The 15,477-nt window shown below is 67.5% G+C and carries 21 protein-coding genes and 1 tRNA gene; 6 read left to right on the forward strand and 16 right to left on the reverse strand.

Going from position 1 to position 15,477, the window contains the following annotated elements; translation table 11 throughout:
* Nucleotides 1–2: 2 nt before the first annotated feature.
* The 4 genes from VFQ05_18815 to VFQ05_18830 all read right to left on the reverse strand — a co-directional run bounded on the left by VFQ05_18815 (nt 3) and on the right by VFQ05_18830 (nt 3,515).
* Nucleotides 3–1,007, reverse strand: a complete 1,005-nt coding sequence (locus tag VFQ05_18815) for a hypothetical protein (GenBank protein ID HET9328823.1) — start codon at nt 1,005–1,007, stop codon at nt 3–5.
* Between the two features lie 222 nt (nt 1,008–1,229).
* Nucleotides 1,230–2,300, reverse strand: coding sequence for a hypothetical protein (locus VFQ05_18820; protein ID HET9328824.1), 1,071 nt, complete (start codon nt 2,298–2,300; stop codon nt 1,230–1,232).
* 16 nt (nt 2,301–2,316) lie between these two features.
* Nucleotides 2,317–2,955: a zf-HC2 domain-containing protein gene (locus tag VFQ05_18825; GenBank protein HET9328825.1), complete on the reverse strand. Its 639-nt coding sequence runs from the start codon at nt 2,953–2,955 to the stop codon at nt 2,317–2,319.
* Entirely contained in the window at nt 2,952–3,515 is a 564-nt protein-coding gene (locus tag VFQ05_18830) for a sigma-70 family RNA polymerase sigma factor (protein ID HET9328826.1), read from the reverse strand. Before VFQ05_18830 ends, VFQ05_18825 begins: the two co-directional genes overlap by 4 nt.
* A gap of 162 nt (nt 3,516–3,677) precedes the next feature.
* On the opposite strand from VFQ05_18830, the gene eno reads away from it, so the two are divergent.
* Both eno and VFQ05_18840 read left to right on the forward strand, forming a co-directional pair.
* Nucleotides 3,678–4,961 (forward strand): phosphopyruvate hydratase, encoded by a 1,284-nt coding sequence (eno, locus tag VFQ05_18835; GenBank protein HET9328827.1) that lies wholly within the window; start codon nt 3,678–3,680, stop codon nt 4,959–4,961.
* A gap of 29 nt (nt 4,962–4,990) precedes the next feature.
* Entirely contained in the window at nt 4,991–5,368 is a 378-nt protein-coding gene (locus tag VFQ05_18840; GenBank protein HET9328828.1) for a septum formation initiator family protein, read from the forward strand.
* A 33-nt stretch (nt 5,369–5,401) separates the two neighbouring features.
* Here the strand turns inward: VFQ05_18840 and VFQ05_18845 are convergent, their stop codons facing one another.
* Nucleotides 5,402–6,190 carry a hypothetical protein gene (locus VFQ05_18845; protein HET9328829.1) on the reverse strand — a complete coding sequence of 263 codons (789 nt, stop codon included), beginning with the start codon at nt 6,188–6,190 and terminating at the stop codon, nt 5,402–5,404.
* Between the two features lie 156 nt (nt 6,191–6,346).
* Between VFQ05_18845 and VFQ05_18850 the strand changes: the two genes are divergently transcribed.
* Nucleotides 6,347–6,423, forward strand: a tRNA-Met gene (locus VFQ05_18850).
* A gap of 54 nt (nt 6,424–6,477) precedes the next feature.
* On the opposite strand, the gene VFQ05_18855 is transcribed toward VFQ05_18850, so the two are convergent.
* The 10 genes from VFQ05_18855 to VFQ05_18900 are packed head-to-tail and all read right to left on the reverse strand — an operon-like array spanning nt 6,478 to nt 13,481.
* Nucleotides 6,478–6,753: a hypothetical protein gene (locus VFQ05_18855; protein HET9328830.1), complete on the reverse strand. Its 276-nt coding sequence runs from the start codon at nt 6,751–6,753 to the stop codon at nt 6,478–6,480.
* The gene (locus tag VFQ05_18860; GenBank protein ID HET9328831.1) at nt 6,750–7,325 is read right to left on the reverse strand and encodes a cytochrome c oxidase subunit 3; all 576 of its coding nucleotides are present in this window, start codon (nt 7,323–7,325) and stop codon (nt 6,750–6,752) included. The genes VFQ05_18855 and VFQ05_18860 overlap by 4 nt, the downstream gene beginning before the upstream one ends.
* Before the next feature lies 1 nt (nt 7,326).
* Nucleotides 7,327–7,725, reverse strand: a complete 399-nt coding sequence (locus tag VFQ05_18865) for a cytochrome C oxidase subunit IV family protein (protein HET9328832.1) — start codon at nt 7,723–7,725, stop codon at nt 7,327–7,329.
* A gap of 9 nt (nt 7,726–7,734) precedes the next feature.
* Nucleotides 7,735–8,310, reverse strand: coding sequence for a cytochrome c oxidase subunit 3 (locus VFQ05_18870; GenBank protein HET9328833.1), 576 nt, complete (start codon nt 8,308–8,310; stop codon nt 7,735–7,737).
* Between the two features lie 10 nt (nt 8,311–8,320).
* On the reverse strand, nt 8,321–10,027 hold the full coding sequence (locus tag VFQ05_18875; GenBank protein ID HET9328834.1) for a cbb3-type cytochrome c oxidase subunit I: 1,707 nt from the start codon (nt 10,025–10,027) through the stop codon (nt 8,321–8,323).
* 10 nt (nt 10,028–10,037) lie between these two features.
* Nucleotides 10,038–10,796 carry a cytochrome C oxidase subunit II gene (locus VFQ05_18880; protein HET9328835.1) on the reverse strand — a complete coding sequence of 253 codons (759 nt, stop codon included), beginning with the start codon at nt 10,794–10,796 and terminating at the stop codon, nt 10,038–10,040.
* A 3-nt stretch (nt 10,797–10,799) separates the two neighbouring features.
* Nucleotides 10,800–10,931, reverse strand: a complete 132-nt coding sequence (locus VFQ05_18885; protein ID HET9328836.1) for a hypothetical protein — start codon at nt 10,929–10,931, stop codon at nt 10,800–10,802.
* Nucleotides 10,932–10,940: 9 nt separating this feature from the next.
* Nucleotides 10,941–11,600, reverse strand: coding sequence for a c-type cytochrome (locus tag VFQ05_18890; GenBank protein HET9328837.1), 660 nt, complete (start codon nt 11,598–11,600; stop codon nt 10,941–10,943).
* Between the two features lie 49 nt (nt 11,601–11,649).
* Nucleotides 11,650–12,558: a heme o synthase gene (locus VFQ05_18895; protein HET9328838.1), complete on the reverse strand. Its 909-nt coding sequence runs from the start codon at nt 12,556–12,558 to the stop codon at nt 11,650–11,652.
* Complete coding sequence (locus VFQ05_18900; GenBank protein ID HET9328839.1) at nt 12,555–13,481, reverse strand: COX15/CtaA family protein; 927 nt, start codon at nt 13,479–13,481, stop codon at nt 12,555–12,557. Before VFQ05_18900 ends, VFQ05_18895 begins: the two co-directional genes overlap by 4 nt.
* A gap of 170 nt (nt 13,482–13,651) precedes the next feature.
* Between VFQ05_18900 and VFQ05_18905 the strand changes: the two genes are divergently transcribed.
* From VFQ05_18905 to VFQ05_18915, 3 genes are read left to right on the forward strand one after another with little or no spacing between them, the layout of a single operon-like run.
* Entirely contained in the window at nt 13,652–13,843 is a 192-nt protein-coding gene (locus tag VFQ05_18905) for a hypothetical protein (GenBank protein HET9328840.1), read from the forward strand.
* Nucleotides 13,844–14,119: a hypothetical protein gene (locus tag VFQ05_18910; GenBank protein HET9328841.1), complete on the forward strand. Its 276-nt coding sequence runs from the start codon at nt 13,844–13,846 to the stop codon at nt 14,117–14,119.
* Nucleotides 14,116–15,177: a squalene/phytoene synthase family protein gene (locus VFQ05_18915; protein ID HET9328842.1), complete on the forward strand. Its 1,062-nt coding sequence runs from the start codon at nt 14,116–14,118 to the stop codon at nt 15,175–15,177. The genes VFQ05_18910 and VFQ05_18915 overlap by 4 nt, the downstream gene beginning before the upstream one ends.
* Here the strand turns inward: VFQ05_18915 and VFQ05_18920 are convergent.
* Nucleotides 15,174–15,407: a hypothetical protein gene (locus VFQ05_18920; protein ID HET9328843.1), complete on the reverse strand. Its 234-nt coding sequence runs from the start codon at nt 15,405–15,407 to the stop codon at nt 15,174–15,176. The two genes, VFQ05_18915 and VFQ05_18920, sit on opposite strands and share 4 nt — an antisense overlap.
* Nucleotides 15,408–15,477: the final 70 nt, after the last annotated feature.

Below are 15,477 nucleotides of genomic sequence, written 5' to 3' on the forward strand. Positions count from 1 at the left end.
GGCTATTCCGAGATCACGAAACGGAAGGACGATGCGGCGCCGCGCTCACGCGCGAAGTACATCCCCGACGCCGGCGCGGCTCCCTGCTCGTCGCGTCCGTCCCAACGCCACTGCCAGCCGCTGGCCAGCGGCGTGGGGGTGACGCTGGCGACCCGCCGCCCGCTCACGTCGAAGAGGTCGATCGGAGAGGCCTGGTCGCCGCCGCGGCGGAAGCTCAGAGCGCCTCGAGTCGGGTTGGGGAACCCTCTGAGCGATCCACCCGCGACGTTCGTTCCTTGAAGGCTGGCGATGAACGCGTCGAGGCCCGGCACCCGTTGCGGCGCGACCAGCGACGGGTTCTCGATCGTTCCCGAATAGTTGGCCAGCGCGTCCCCGAACAGCACCCGAAAGTCCTCGGCGAAGATCTCGTGTGGGCGATCGGCATGAGGCGCCTCGGCGCAGAACCGAAGCGCGTCCGTGATGCCGCGGAGCGCGCGATAGCGGCTCCACAGATCGAGATCGCCGTCCGGCATGAACCGGTACTGGATGACATGGCCGAGCTCGTGGACGACGGTGGCGTGTTGCTGCTCGGCGCTGAGAGGCGCGACTCCGGGCGACAGCAGGATCAGCTCGGGACCCGCCGCGGAGCGGAGACTCTCACGACGCGGATACGGGAGGATGAAGATCTCGGCGGCGACGCGATCCATCGGAAAGCGCACCGCGGCGACCGCCCGGCGCACCACCGTCTCGTCGAATGCATGGAAGACGCCGTCGCCCGGATTGGGCAGCTCGGCGGTGGACGTCACGAGCTCGAAGCGCGCTCCGCCGGGGAGCGTGAGCCATAACGCACCCTCTTCCTCGTGGCAGAAGCTCGCGAGGGTTTCGTCCGCGCCATGAACCACGAGGCCGAGCGCGCTCACTCGTGCGGAGACCTCGTCGGAGCGGGTCACGCTCACCATGCACGCGAGGCCCAGCACGACGCCGCATAGCCCAATCAGGCTGCGCCGAAGCAGCGAGACCATCTTCATTCCCGTCTTTGGTGGGCGACAAGCGTGCCATGGAGGAGTCGGCTCTGGGCACGCCATAGCCTGCGCGTGCCCTCAGCTAACTGCTAAGAGTTCCAACGGTCAAGGGCGCTTTGAAGAGTGGGCCTCAGGGGGCGTCGGCGGGCATGAGCTCGCGGTTTGGGGAACCGCGCCCTGCCGCGGGGGGAACTGCCCCAGGGCCCGAGCCGCCGCGGGCCCTTGGGGTCAGGAGATGGGGGGCGAAGCGGGCATCGCCGCGGAGACCGGTGGCGACGTCTCCGGATTCGCGGCGGGATCCTTCGGCAGCGTTCCCAACTTCGAGAGCAGGAAGGCGCCGGTGCCGATGGCCGTCAGGCCCACGGCCAGCAGACACCCCAGCAGCACCGAGAACAGCGCGATCGGTCGCGTCATCCCCGGGCTCACGAACAACAGAGCTCCGGCGAGAAAGAAGACGGTCACGAGCAGCGACCCGGCCACGATCGGCCACACGAGCCCGCGATCGCCGAGCGTCCGGCCGATCAGCTTGGACCCGAGAACGTACGCTCCGACCAGGAAGCCGGCATAGGTGAGGATGATGTAGGCGAATGGAAGCAGGAACGCGAGCGGAATGCCGACCACGGTCACGAACATCAGCATCACGAGCGCCACGAATCCGGGAACGGAGGCGATCCCGAGCAGGAACGATGCGCCAGTGCGCCGCGACGCGGTGCTCGCGATCCGCACCAGCCGGGCCGGGAAAGCGAGCGCGAAGATCCATCCGGCGAACACCGCCGCCACCCAGAACGCGGCGATGGCGCCGAGCGTGAACGGCAGGGCGGGCACCCCCCACGAGTGCGGCAGGAAGCCTACCGAGACGGTCTGGCCCTGGATGACGGCGCCGTCGGCCTGATCCACCACGCCACCGACGCTCACGACTTCACCCTGGACCTCGGCGCCGTCGCGCACGTGAACCGAGCCGAGCACGGCGACCACGTCCCCATCCACCTCACCCTCGACCGTCACCGATCCGAACACCGCCACGACGTCGTCCGACACGCGCTTGCCGCGCGGGACATGAATGTCGCCGAAGATGCGGACCAGCGCGTCGCCGTGGTCGTCCACCTCGATCCACCCGCCGTGGCCGTACGCACGCCGGTCGATGTGGATGTTGACGCTGTCCGGGTCGTTATCGCTGTCGCTGTCGCCGGTCTCCACCACGACGCCGTCCGGGCCGATGCGAACCCGATCGGCGCTCCAGGCCGGCGTGGCCGCGTACGCGCCCAGCAGCATCCACAGGAGAAGTCCGAGACCCCACATCGCTCGACCTCCCACCTTAGAATCCCAGAAGGCTGACATTCCGGACCCCCTCCCTGGCCTCACCGGCCCGCGGACGCATCCACCATAGCAGCAGCACGCAGGCCACCATCGCGGCCGCGGTGATCGCACCCAGGGTCGGATCGGCGAGCGGCCGCGTGAGCGCGCGGGCGATCGGCGAGACGATGGCGACGAGCCTTCCCACGAAATCCCATCCCTGCAGGAGCTCGAATCCCGAGCGCGTCACGACCTGGAAAGCGAAGAGCACCGACTGCATCACCCGCAACGAGAGCTCGCTGTAGCTCTGCGCCAGCCAGACCGGCGTGGTCGGTCGCGTGAGCCACGAGACCACCGCGAACGTGGCCACGGCCGACGACACCCCATAGACCCAGCCGATCGCCTGCACCCAGCGGCGGCGAAGCCGCGAAGGGACGACCCGGTCGAGAATGCGCTCGGTGAGGGACGGCCCGGGATCCACGATCGCGAAGTCCTCGAGAGAGACTTCGAGCGAGGCGAACATCGCGCGGTAGGCGGCCACTTCGCCCGCGCAACCCGCGCACGTCTGCAGGTGCTCTTCGAAGGCGAGCGCGCGTGCTTCTGCGAGCTCGGCATCGAGGTAGTCCTGAACGTGGCGGGATTCTCGGCAACGGTTGATCACGGGTTCTTCTCGATTCTTTCCTTGAGCAACGCTCGCGCCCGGTGGATCCGCGCCTTCACGGTTCCGAGCGGCAGGTGCAACGACTGGGCGATCTCTTCATAGGACAAGTCCTGCTGATGTCGGAGCAGGACGACGATTCGGTAATGGGGCGGCAGCGAGTCGATGAGCGTCCTGGTCCGATCCTCCTCTTCGCTGCGGGACGCCACTTCGTCGGGCTTGAGACCCGGATCCTCGACATCGATCGTGTACTCCTCATCGTCGCGATCGCGCTGCGTCAGCGGGATGGGCTGATGCTTCCGCCGGCGGATGTGATCGATGCTCAGCCGCGAAGCGATGCTGAACAGCCAGGCCGCGAACGGGCGCTGGGGGTCGTAACGATCGAGGGCTCGGAACATGCGAACGAAAGTCTCCTGCGTGACGTCTTGAGCATCTTCGGACCGCCGAACCATGCGGAGGGAGAGCGAGTAGATGCGGGGCTGGTACATCTCGACCAGCTCCCGGTAGGCCTTCTCGTCCCCCGCGAGGCACCTACGGATGAGTCCCGCCTCGGGTTGGCTCACACGGTCGCCTTACAAACCCGCCTACGAGCGGCTGCGGCGGAATGTTTCATGACGGGCCACAGTACGAACCAGGGAAGAAGCGGTCAAGACACGGCGGCGCTTGGGGATAGACCGTTCCCGAGGCTTGACTTGGCGGGAGACGGACCTTAGCCTGCGCGAGCCATGACGTTGATCGCCGGCCTCCGAGCGCGCGAGATCCTCGATTCCCGGGGCAACCCCACCCTCGAAGTGGAATGCCACCTCGACAGCGGCGCTTCGGGCCGTGCCGCGGTGCCCTCCGGCGCGTCCACGGGCGAGCACGAGGCCCTGGAGCTCAGGGACGGCGGCGCACGGTACCTCGGGAAGGGTGTCGAGACCGCGGTGCACAACGTCTGTGAGCACATCGCCCCCGCCGTGCTCGGCCGCGACCCGGGCGATCAGGCCGGCCTCGACCAGCTCCTGCTCGAGCTCGACGGCACGCCCAACAAGGGAAAGCTAGGCGCCAACGCTCTCCTCGGCGCTTCGCTCGCGGTCGCCAAGGCGGCCGCCGCGGAAAGCGGCGCGTCGCTGTATCGCCACCTGGGCGGCGTGCAGGCTCGCCTGCTCCCGGTGCCGCTCATGAACGTCCTGAACGGCGGAGCGCACGCCGACAACAACGTCGACCTCCAGGAGTTCATGATCGTTCCACTCGGCGCGTCCTCGTTTCGCGAGGCGCTGCGCTGGGGCGCCGAGGTCTTCCACAGCCTGAAGGGCGTGCTCAAGAAGTCCGGGCGATCGACCGCGGTCGGGGACGAAGGAGGCTTCGCCCCGGACCTCGATTCGAACGAGGCGGCGCTGCAGGTGCTGGTCGAGGCGATCCAGAAGGCCGGCTACGAGCCCGGCCGACAGGTGGCGCTGGCGCTCGACGTGGCGGCGAGCGAGCTCTTTCGGGACGGCGTGTACGTGCTGCAGGGCGAGAAAGGACGGCGGCTCGACGCCGCCGGCCTGGTCGGCTACTACGCCGACCTCTGCGGCCGCTATCCGATCGTGAGCATCGAAGACGGGCTCGCCGAGGATGACTGGGCGGGCTGGAAGGTGCTCACCGACAAGCTGGGCCGCCGCATCCAGCTCGTGGGCGACGACCTGTTCGTCACCAATGTCGAGCGGCTCGGCCGCGGGATTCGCGAGGGGATTGGCAATTCCATACTCGTCAAGCTCAACCAGATCGGAACGCTGAGCGAGACGCTCGATGCGGTCGCGATGGCGCAGGGCGCGGGTTACACCGCCGTGATCTCGCACCGCTCGGGAGAGACCGAGGACGTGACGATCGCGGATCTCGCCGTGGCCACGCGCGCCGGACAGATCAAGACCGGATCGCTGTGCCGCACCGACCGGGTCGCGAAGTACAATCAGCTCCTGCGCATCGAAGAGGAGCTGGGCGAGGCGGCGCGTTACCCCGGACGCGCAGCCTTCCGCACCCTCGACTGAAGGTCGAAGAACGACCGCGGGCCGCAGGGATGGCGGCCGGAAAGGACAAGGACGTGCGAGACATCGGCGCCCGCATTCAGCGCTATCGCCTTTCCCGTTATGAAAGTCCCTCGGGCCGGCCGCGCCGCATCGCCTGGATGTGGCCGCTGCTCGGGTTATGGGCGATCTACGCGGGCGTGCTCGGCGAGCACAGCTGGTTCCGCATCTGGCGGCTGGGACAGGAGAGCGAGCGCATCCAGCGGGAGCTTTCCGCGACGCGCGCCGAGCTCGATCGCCTCGAGCACCAGCTCCACGACGCCGGAGCCAGGCGCGAGATCGGCGAGAAGGTGCTGCGGGAGCGGAACGGATTCGTCGGCAAGGGCGAGATCCTCTACAGGATTCCCGCCCGCGACACCCTGCGCGACTGAGGCGCGCAGGCGCGGGCACGGAACGGGGCCCGGCTAGAAGCCTATCCCCACGCCCATGCGTAAGCCGAGCCCGCCGGTGTCGAGGCTGAGCGAAGGCTCGTCGACCTGGATCTGGGTGACGGTCTCCGACCCGTTGGGCACCACCACCTCCTGGGTCTCGTGCATGCCTCGCACCTTCGCGCTCCGGTACATCGCGCCGATCATCACGGAGTAGCGCGAGGCGAAGAACATATGGCCGCCGAACTCGAAGAAGTAGCCGGGTCCGTCGCGGCGAAGCTTCGACCGGCGGCTGCCGCCCAGCGTGGTGGCGCTGTCGGTGTGGAACTCGAGCTGCTCGAGCACGATCTTGTTGTTGGTGAGGCTCATGAAGCCGCCGCCGACGTACGCGCGCGCCTGGAAATCCCCCTGCGTGTACGGAGCCAGGTAGTAGGTGACCCCGACGTGGACTGGCACCGACACGATCGTGGAGCGCAGCGTGATCACCTGCGCGATGCGGGGCAGGTACTCGTTGCGGGTCTCCTGGCGGATCTGTCCGAACCCTCCGCTCAGCGCCCAGTTCTGCCGCACGAAGTAGCGCAGCTCCGCCTGGTTGTACCAGGCGAACCCGATGTTCCCGAGAGGCTCGAGCCCCTTGGGGGCGAGCACGTCGTGGTTGTAGTCGTCGATGAAGTCGTTGAGATCGCCGGCCACGATCTGGGTGGGATTGGCGGAGAGGACCAGGCTCAGACGGTGGACCTCGGGGGCGGCGCCTGCCGGAGCGACGGCCATCAGGGCGATCACGGATCCCAGCGCCAGAGCGGCGAGATGCCTGAACGACTTCAAACCAACCTCCTCACGAACCCGTTCATTCACAGGTCGTTGCACACGCCCGACACGAGCCGCGGAGAATAATCGCCGACCCATCACGACGCAACGCCGGATCGCTCGACGGGTGCGCTTGACACCCCCAGGCGGCCTCGTTAAGGTCCCTGCCGTTGTTGCGGGGTGGAGCAGTCTGGTAGCTCGTCGGGCTCATAACCCGAAGGTCGCTGGTTCAAATCCAGCCCCCGCTACCAAATGGCCCCGGAGGTCACACCGATCTCCGGGGCCATCCCCTTTTCAGGCGGACGCTATTCCCGGCCACGTTCCGCCGGCTTCGGCGGGAGCGCGTCCCGCTCCTCGAACTCCCCCGCGAGCGAGTCCTGGGCCTCGCGCTTGAGCCACCACATGCCCCCGCCAATCAGTCCCAGGGGGAGCAGCGAGAGCAGCACCGTGGTGTTGAAGAAGGCCGCCTGCGTGCGGGGCGAATCGCCGCCACCGCAGACCGGGCAGGCGAACGCCAGCGCCGGCTCGAGCACCGCCAGCGCGAATCCCATCCAGGGGAGCCACCGAATGGTGCGGATCACAGGTACACCTGCCAGTAGAGCACCGGCCAGACCAGAACCACGAAGTACCAGAAGAGCTGGACCGCCGAGAGCCGCGGCCGGGTCAGGCTCCCGGACCTCATCGCCTGCCACGCGAGCACCATGAACAGGATCGCCGCGATGGCGTGGAGCGCATGGGTTCCGACGATGACATAGAAGAACGATCCGAGCTGGCTGGACGTCAGCGTCAGCCCTTGCTTCAACAGTCGCACCCACTCCACACCCTGTGCGAGCACGAAGAACGAGCCGAGGATCACGGAAGCCGCCATCCAGCGCTCGGCCGATCCCGGCCGGGCGACGTGGAAGCGCCGTCCCGCCATGAACAAGGCGGCGCCGCTCACGAGCAGGGCCACCGTATTGATGGCGGTCTGGGCGACCGGAAGGCGAGGCTGCCCGGGAGGCGGCCATGCGCCGGGAGCCGAGCTGCTCTCCACGATCACGAACGCCGACACGAAGCCGGCGAAGAACATGATCTCGGTGAAGACGAAGAGCGCCGTTCCGAGCAGGGCGTTGCTTCCGAAGCGTCGACGGACAGGGCCGCCGACGAGATGCAGCTCAGCGGTGGTCCGACCCGTGCTGGTTCTCCTTCTTCGGCTCGTGTCCGTGACTCTTGCCCGCGCCGTCTCGGACGTGGTGGAAGCCCTTGTCCTTGACCCAGTGCTGGCCGGAGCTCTTCTCCACGTCGGGCGCCACCATGGTGTAGAGCAGGACCATGATGATCAGCGCCAGGCTCAGGAGCCATTTGACGATCGGCTTCTCGATGTCGAGGTGCATGAAGTTCTTCGCCACCAGGTAGGCCTTCACCAGCGCGATCCCGAAGGCGGTGACGATCGTGACCACGCGGATGCCGAACATCGGGCCAATCACGCTGACGACCAGAAGGCCGCTGAGAATCGCCCAGATCTTGACGTAGTTACGGTGATGGGCTCCGTGCGCCTCGGCGTGGGCGGACATGCGACGCTCCTACTTGGCGATGTACAGCAGCGGGAAGAGGAAGATCCAGACGATGTCGACGAAATGCCAGTAGATCCCGATGTTCTCGACGCGGTGAAGCTCCTGGTTCTTCTTCGCGGTGTGGGCCACGAACAGCATGATGATCACGCCGCACAGCACGTGGAACGCGTGCAGGCCGGCCGCCGTGTAGTAGTAGGACCAGAAGCCGCCCGCCTGCAGGGTGAAGCCCGCACGAATCTCGGCCGTCCACTCGAACGACTTCACCACCAGGAACGTGAGGCCGCCCAGCGAGGTGAGGTAGAGCATGTTGGCGGCTTTCTTGCCGTTCCCTTGCTCGGCGGCCTTGTGGCCGAGCACCGCGGAGAGGCTCGAGGTCAGCAGCACCAGCGTGTTGAACGCTCCGAGCCATGTGTTCGTGTGCGACGCCTCGTCGGCCCACTCCGGATGACCGAGCCGGTGCATGACGTACGACACGAGGATCCCGCCGAAGATCACCACTTCCGAGACCAGCACCCACCAGATGGCCAGACGGCCGGTGGGAATCCCCATGGCGCTCCGCTGGGTGGCGATGGTCTTGACGCTCAACGGTGCCTCCCTAGTCCTTTTCGTTCTGAGGCCAGTAGTCCTTGTCGCGTCCCGGCACTCCGTATTCGTAGGGTCCGCGATAGACGGTCGGGTACTCGGTCCAATTGCCGTGCGGCGGCGGCGACTCCGTGGTCCACTCGAGCGTGGTCGAGTGGAACGGGTTCTTCTCGGCCTTGCGGCCGCGGATCGCGCTGCCGATGAAGTTGATCAGGAAGACCGGCTGGAAGGCCAGCATGACGAGCAGCGACACCGTGGCGAAGATACGCAAGAACTGAAGCTCGGGCGTCGCCAGCTCGGGAAAGTTCGTGTAGTCGAAGATGCGGCGGTGCTCGCCGGCCGCGCCGAGCACGAACAGCGGAATGAAGATGCCGTTGAAGGGGATGACCGTTCCCCAGAAGTGCACCTTGCCCCAGAACTCGTTGAGATGGCGTCCGAACATCTTGGGGAACCAGAAGGTCACGCCGGCCATCACCGCGATCACTGCGATCGGGAAGAACGTGTAGTGGAAGTGGGCGACCACGAAATAGGTGTCGTGGAAGAAGATGTCGAGACCGCTCGCGCCCAGGTAGATGCCGGTGACGCCGCCGATCAGGAACTCGGCCAGGAACGCGAGCGCCCACAGCATCGGCGTCGACAGCGTGATCGAGCCGCCGTAGAGCGTGGCGATGTAGGCGAAGCACATCTCGGCGATCGGGATCGAGATGAGCACCGTCGTGACGGTGAACACGTTGGCCATGCGCGGGTCGATTCCGGCCACGAACTGGTGGTGCGCCCACACGAAGAAGCTGAGCACGCCGGTGGCGATGATGGTGTAGATCACCGTCTTGTAGGCGAACAGCTTCTTGCGCGCGAAGACGCACATCACCTCGGCCACGATTCCGACCGCCGGCAGCAGCACGACGTACACCTCGGGATGGCCGAAGAACCAGAACAGGTGCTGCCAGAGGATCGGGTCCCCGCCCCGCGAAGGGTTGAAGAAGCTGGTGCCCAGGGTCTGATCGAAGATCAGCATGACTGCGCCGGCGATCAGCGGGCCGACGCTGGCCATGAACAGGATGCTGGCGATCACGATGCACCACACCACGATCGGCACGTCGAAGGCGCGCATCCCCTTCGTCCGCGAATTCATCGCGGTCACGATGAAGTTGATGCCGCCGAGCAGGAACGCGACGAACTCGAGCCCGACCGCGATCACCCACATCGTCGCGCCGATCGGAGTCTGGTTGTACTTCCCGCTGGCCGACAGCGGCGGATAGGCGGTCCAGGCGCCTCCGAAGCCTCCGTTCTGAACGAACAGGGAAGCCACCAGCACCACCGCGCTGAGGAAGAAGACCTGGAAGCTGAGACGGTTGATGCGCGGGAAGACCATGTCGTCCGCGCCGATCATGAGCGGAATGAGGTAGTTCCCGAACGCGGCCACCAGCACCGGCATGGCCACCCAGAAGACCATGAGGGTGCCGTGGTTCGTGATCAGCGCGTTGTACTGGTGCGGCGACACCATCCCGAATCCCGGCACCGAGGATCCAGGGAACGCGAGCTGCATGCGGAATACGTAGGCCATGAACGCGGCGACCAGCGCCAGCGCCATTCCCGTGAACATGTACTGGAAGGCGATGATCTTGTGGTCGGTGGAGAGGAGGTACTTCTTGACGAAGGACTCCTCGTGGTGCCCGGCGTGGGCTCCTACCGGATGGGCCTCGGTATGCGCGTGGGCCATGGAGCCTCCGTCAGTGCGCCCCGGCGGTGGCCGGAGCAGCGGGCGTCGACGCGGTGTCCGCGGGTGCGGTGTTCACGGTGTTCAATGCGGCAAGGGCCGCGTCATGGGCGTGCCGCTGAAGCCACGTGGCGTGTTCCGCCTCGCCCTCGACCACCAGCTTGGCCCCCATCACGCCGTGGCCGATGCCGCAGATCTCCGCGCACAGGATGTCGTAGGTGCCCGCCCTGGTGGTCTCGAACCAGCCCGTGTAGATGCGCCCGGGGATGGCGTCCTGCTTGAGACGAAAAGACGGCACGAAGAAGCTGTGCAGCACGTCCTTCGACTCGAGCAGGAAGTGATATCGCTTGTTGAGCAGCAGGTGCAGCTCGTCGGTCGTGCGTACGTCGTCGGGGGTGTCGAGCACCCCGTCGGCGCCCGGATCGGTGAAGGTCCACGCCCATTGCTGCGCGACCACCCGCACGGTGCGGTCGGCGGCCGGCAGCGTCTGCTTCACCCGCACCCACAGCTGGACCGCCGCGATGATGATCACCACATCGCAGACCAGGATGAGGAAGTGGGGCCAGCTCACCCACCGGTGCAGGTGCTTCTCCTTGCCCGTGATGTACTGCGTGGCCACGTTGGGCCGCGCGCGAAAGCGGAAGATGAGCCAGAAGAACATCGCCTCGGCGGCGATGAACCACACGCCCACGAGAATGGTGATGAGGATGAACAGCTGGTCGTTCTGGGCGGCGAAGTTGGAGGCGAGGGGCGGGACGATCTTGAGCAGCATGGGTCAGTACCTGAGGATGAACGCGAACACGCTGCCGATGGTGAGCACCGCCAGGATCACGGTCCAGATGAACGTGCGCTTGGCCACCCAGTTGCCGAACTCTTCCCCAGGTCGCTCGTCGTCGTCGTGGGACATTCGCTCTCCCTAGGGCGTCAGAGTCTTGATGAAGGCCACGACGTTGTGCATGGCCGTGGTGTCGGTGAGCGTGGACGACATGGCCCGCATCTGCGATCCCGAGATGTCCTCGGGGTGAGCGCCGCGCATGCCGGTCTTGAACTTCTTGAGCTGCGACACCATGTACCAGTCGGACTGGTTCACGAGCGGCGGCGCGTTCATGGCCTGGTTGCCCTTGCCATCGGGACCATGGCACGCCACGCAGATCGCCATGTACTGCGTCTGTCCCGCCGTGACGTCCCCGCCGGTCAGCGCCGGCTTCACCGCGACCGGCGGAAGCTTGGAGACGTACTCGGCCACCGACTCGATGTCGCCCTGTCGATAGAGCGCGCGCGCCATGGGACGCATTCGATGACCCTCGTTGTCGTCGGGATGAGCGCCGCGGATGTTGCCCTTGAACTTGGCGAGCTCGGCCGTGAGGTACCAGGCCGGAAGGCCGGCGATCGCCGGGGTCCGGAGCGCCAGATCTCCCCCTCCACGCTGCCCATGGCAAGGCTGGCAGCTCTCGAAGAGCTCCTTGCCGCGCGCCATGCCAATCGGTGGCGCGGCGCAGCCCCACGCGAGCGCCAGAGCGGCGACTGCGAGCAAACCGGCGTAGACCTTGCGCAAGGCAACGATCTCCAGTCTCACGAAACGGCCTATATACACGATCCGCATGAGCCCAACAAGGCGCGGACCCTCATGCTCCGCGCACGCGCCACCAGGCGTCCGCGGTCATGACCAGGAAGAGCACGAACAGATAGAGAATCGAGAAGCGGAAGAGCGACATCGCGCGCGCGATGCTCGGCGAGCGATCGAGCTGCCACGCCCCGAGCACGAACCAGGCGCCGAGCAGCGCGGCGGTCCCCCACGTCGCGGGACCGAGGCCGGCCAGAGGCCCGATCGCCAGCGAGGCCAAGGCAAGCACGATGGAGTAGATCAGGATCTGCCGGCGCGTCGCGGGCTCGCCGTGGGTCACCGGCAGCATCGGAAGACCAGCGCGCAGATAATCGTCGCGGCGGAAGAGCGACAGCGCCCAGAAGTGCGGCGGCGTCCACAGGAAGATGATCGCGAACAGCAGCACCGCGGGCAGCTCCATCCGTCCGGTGACGGCGACCCAGGCGATCAGCGGCGCGGAGGCGCCGGGGACGCCGCCGATCACGATGTTCTGAGGGGTGCGCCGCTTGAGCCACACCGTGTAGATCACGGCGTAGTAGAAGATGCTGAGCATCGCGATCCACGCGGAGAAGGGATTGCAGGCCACGCACAGCACCACCCAGGAGAACCAGGCCAGCGTCAGCCCCAGCGCCGCCGCCACTGCGGGCGGCAGCACGCCGGAAGGCAGCGGCCGGGTGCGGGTGCGCACCATGAGCCCGTCGATGTCGCGGTCGAAATAGTGGTTGAAGGCCGCGGCCGACGCCGCCGAGAGCCCGATCCCGATCAGCGCGCCCCAGAAGATCCGTGGCGACGGCACCCGGCCACCGGCCAGGAACAGCGCCGGAAGCGCGGTGAACAGCACGAGCGAGACGATGCGCGGCTTGGTGAGCTCGAAGCAGGCGCGCGCCGCGCGGGCGAGCGTGACCGGCGGATAGGGCGTGACCAGGCTCATGAGGCGGGCAGCATGGGGAGCGCGACGCGGCGCGGCATCGAGGCGACCCGGAACGTGGTGGCGATCGCAACCGCGAGCATGCCCGTGGCGTTGGCGAGATGGAGCGCGGAGAGCCAGACCTGGATGCCGACCCAGATATTGAGGACGCCGAGCACCACCTGCCCGAGCGTGAGCCCCAGCAGCACCGGGCCGACGCTGGCCACCAGCGGATCGCCGGAGCGGCGCGCCATCCACGCCACCACCACCAGATAGGCGGTCAGCATATACGCGCCGAGACGATGCGCCATGTGGATACCGACCAGGCCGTGCATGGGCGGCAGCCACTCCCCCGCGCACGTGGGCCAGTCGGGGCACGCGAGACTGGCCCCGCTGGCGCTGACCATTCCGCCGATCACCGCCTGTCCGTAGATCAGGAGGCTCGCGAGCCCCAGGGCCGGAAAGAGACCGACCGGGCGCGGCTCGGGCATCGTGGCCTCGCTCGCCTCCCGGCCGGCCACCAGCGTCAGCATCACCACCGAGGAGAAGAGGAGCAGCGCCACCGCCAGATGCCCGCCCACGATCGCCGGATCGAGCAGCTTCCACACCGTGAGCGCGCCGAGCAGGATCTGGGCACAGAGGAGCAGCATCGCGGTTCCAGCCAGGGCGCCGAGCCGCGCGCGCAGCTCACGGTGGAAGGCGATCCAGGCGGTCGTGGCCGCGAGCAGCAGGCTCACCAGCAGCGCCGCCAGACGGTGGAACCACTCGATCATCGCGTTCATCTCGAGCGGCGGGAACAGCCGTCCCTGGCACAGCGGCCAGTCGGGACACGCGAGACCCGATCCCGTGGTGCGGACGATGGAGCCCAGGACGATGAGGGCGTACATCAGCACGACGGTCGCCAGGCCGAGCTGAGAGGCGAAGCGGAACTTGGCGCTGACCGACACGGGGCTCCCGCGCTTTGGGCGTGGTGCTCGAGGACGTCGCGAGGCGCGACGCCGCTGGAGCGGCAAAAACCAGTGTGGGAACGGCCGAGCAAGCTAGCATAATGCGCGCGGTTTTCAAGCCGGGGCGTGCTCCCAGGGGGCTCGCCCATCATGATCTCGCGAGGGTTCCCATGTCCGATCCGCTCTACGTCGCCCGCGCCACCGTCGAGCGCCTGGGCTCGCTCCATCGCCGCGCTCGCCTGGTGCTCGGGTCGACCGCGGAGATGGGCGTTCACGGCGCCATCAAGGACCACTTCGGGCTGACGCCGGCGCGCGAGCTGCCGCTTCCGGTCGATTACATCGCGGCGGCCACCGGCGGCTGAATGCTCGGAACCCTGAACGGCGCACTGGAGGTGCGCCAGGTCTTCCTGGAGCCGGATGCGCTCCGGGCCGAGGTGGAAGGGATCAACGAGCTGGTCGACGGCCTTCCCGTCCTGCGCGAAGTGAAGGTGCACTACCACATCCGCGTGCCTGGATCGGCGCGCGAGAAGCTGGACCGCGCGCTCGGCCGGCATCAGGAGAAGTGCCCGACCGCCGCCAGCCTTCGCGGCGCCGTGCTCGTGAGCTGGACGGCCGCGATCGAAGAGATCCCGGGATGAGCACCGCGATCCAGCCGCCGCCCCCGCGACTGGAAGAGGATCGGCGTTACGCGCGGCAGACCCTTCCGCGGGTGTCCCGGACCTTCGCCATCAACATCCGCGTGCTCGGCGGACCGCTCGGCGAATGGGTGCGGGTCGGGTACCTGCTGTGCCGCACCGCCGACACGCTGGAGGATGCCTGGCCCTCGTCCCATCAAGCACCGCAAGCACCGCGATTCGATCTCTTTCTCCGCGCGCTCGAGCGTGACCACTCCGCCGCGCGCACCCTGTCCGATCAGGCCGCGCGGGCCGGCGGCGGATCGGAGCTCGATCTGGTGGCGAATCTGCCGCGCGTGCTCAGGCTGCTCGAATCCTTTCCCCAGGCGCCGCGTGACGCGCTGATCGACGGCGTGCGCACGCTGGCCTCGGGAATGGCGCGCTACGCCGGCCGCGCCGCCGCGCGCGGCGCCGAGCTTCCCTACCTCGACGATGAGCCCGAGCTCGACGACTACTGCTGGGTGGTCGCGGGCTGCGTGGGCGTGATGCTGACGCGCCTCTACGCCATCGCCTATCGCGTCTTGGACGACGACCGCCAGGCCGAGCGGCTCGAGCTGGCGCCGGTCGTGGGTCGCGCGCTCCAGCTCACCAACATCCTCCTCGACTGGCCCAGCGACGTGCGCCGCGGCCGCTGCTACCTGCCCGCATCCTGGCTCGCCGAGCATGGAGTCCGCCCCGCCGATCTGGTGGATCGCGAGCGACCCGAGGTGTCGGCGCTGGCGGCGCGGCTCGAGGCCAAGGCGCTGCAGGCGCTCGCCGGCGTTCCCGACTACCTCGATCGGATCCCGGCGGCCCATCTGCGCTATCGCTTGTTCTGCCTGTGGCCCGCGATCTGGGCCGTGCGCTCGCTTCGCCACGCGCGCCGCGACCAACAGTTCCCCTGGGGACCCCGGCGACCCAAGCTGCCGAGGCAGGAGGTCTACGGCGCGACCCTGCGGTCGCTGCTCACCGCCGGTCGCGGGCCGGATCTGCGCGGTGAGCTTCGGCTCGCGGGGATTCCGCTGCCGCTCGGCCGGCGCTAGTCACCAGGCCCCGGATTTGGACCCTCGCCTGCGCTCGGCTCTTTCTCTACCTCTTTGACCTCGAAGCCCATGCAGGACAGCACGGGAAGTCGGGGATACTTCGGGAAGCGCGAATCGGTCTTGGAGCGCTCACACATCCAGAACAGGCTGGTGCGGGTCTTCACCGTCCGTGAATGCCGGCAGCGGGCGCAGAGCCCCACGTGGTCCTGGTCCGGGACCGGCGAGCTCATCGATGATCTCCAACCTTCCGTGGCCCGCCACCGTCCAAGCGATCACTCACTGGATGAGCGTGTCTAGTCA

The organism is Candidatus Eisenbacteria bacterium (genome assembly GCA_035712145.1).
In the GTDB taxonomy this organism is placed as follows: domain Bacteria; phylum Eisenbacteria; class RBG-16-71-46; order RBG-16-71-46; family RBG-16-71-46; genus DASTBI01.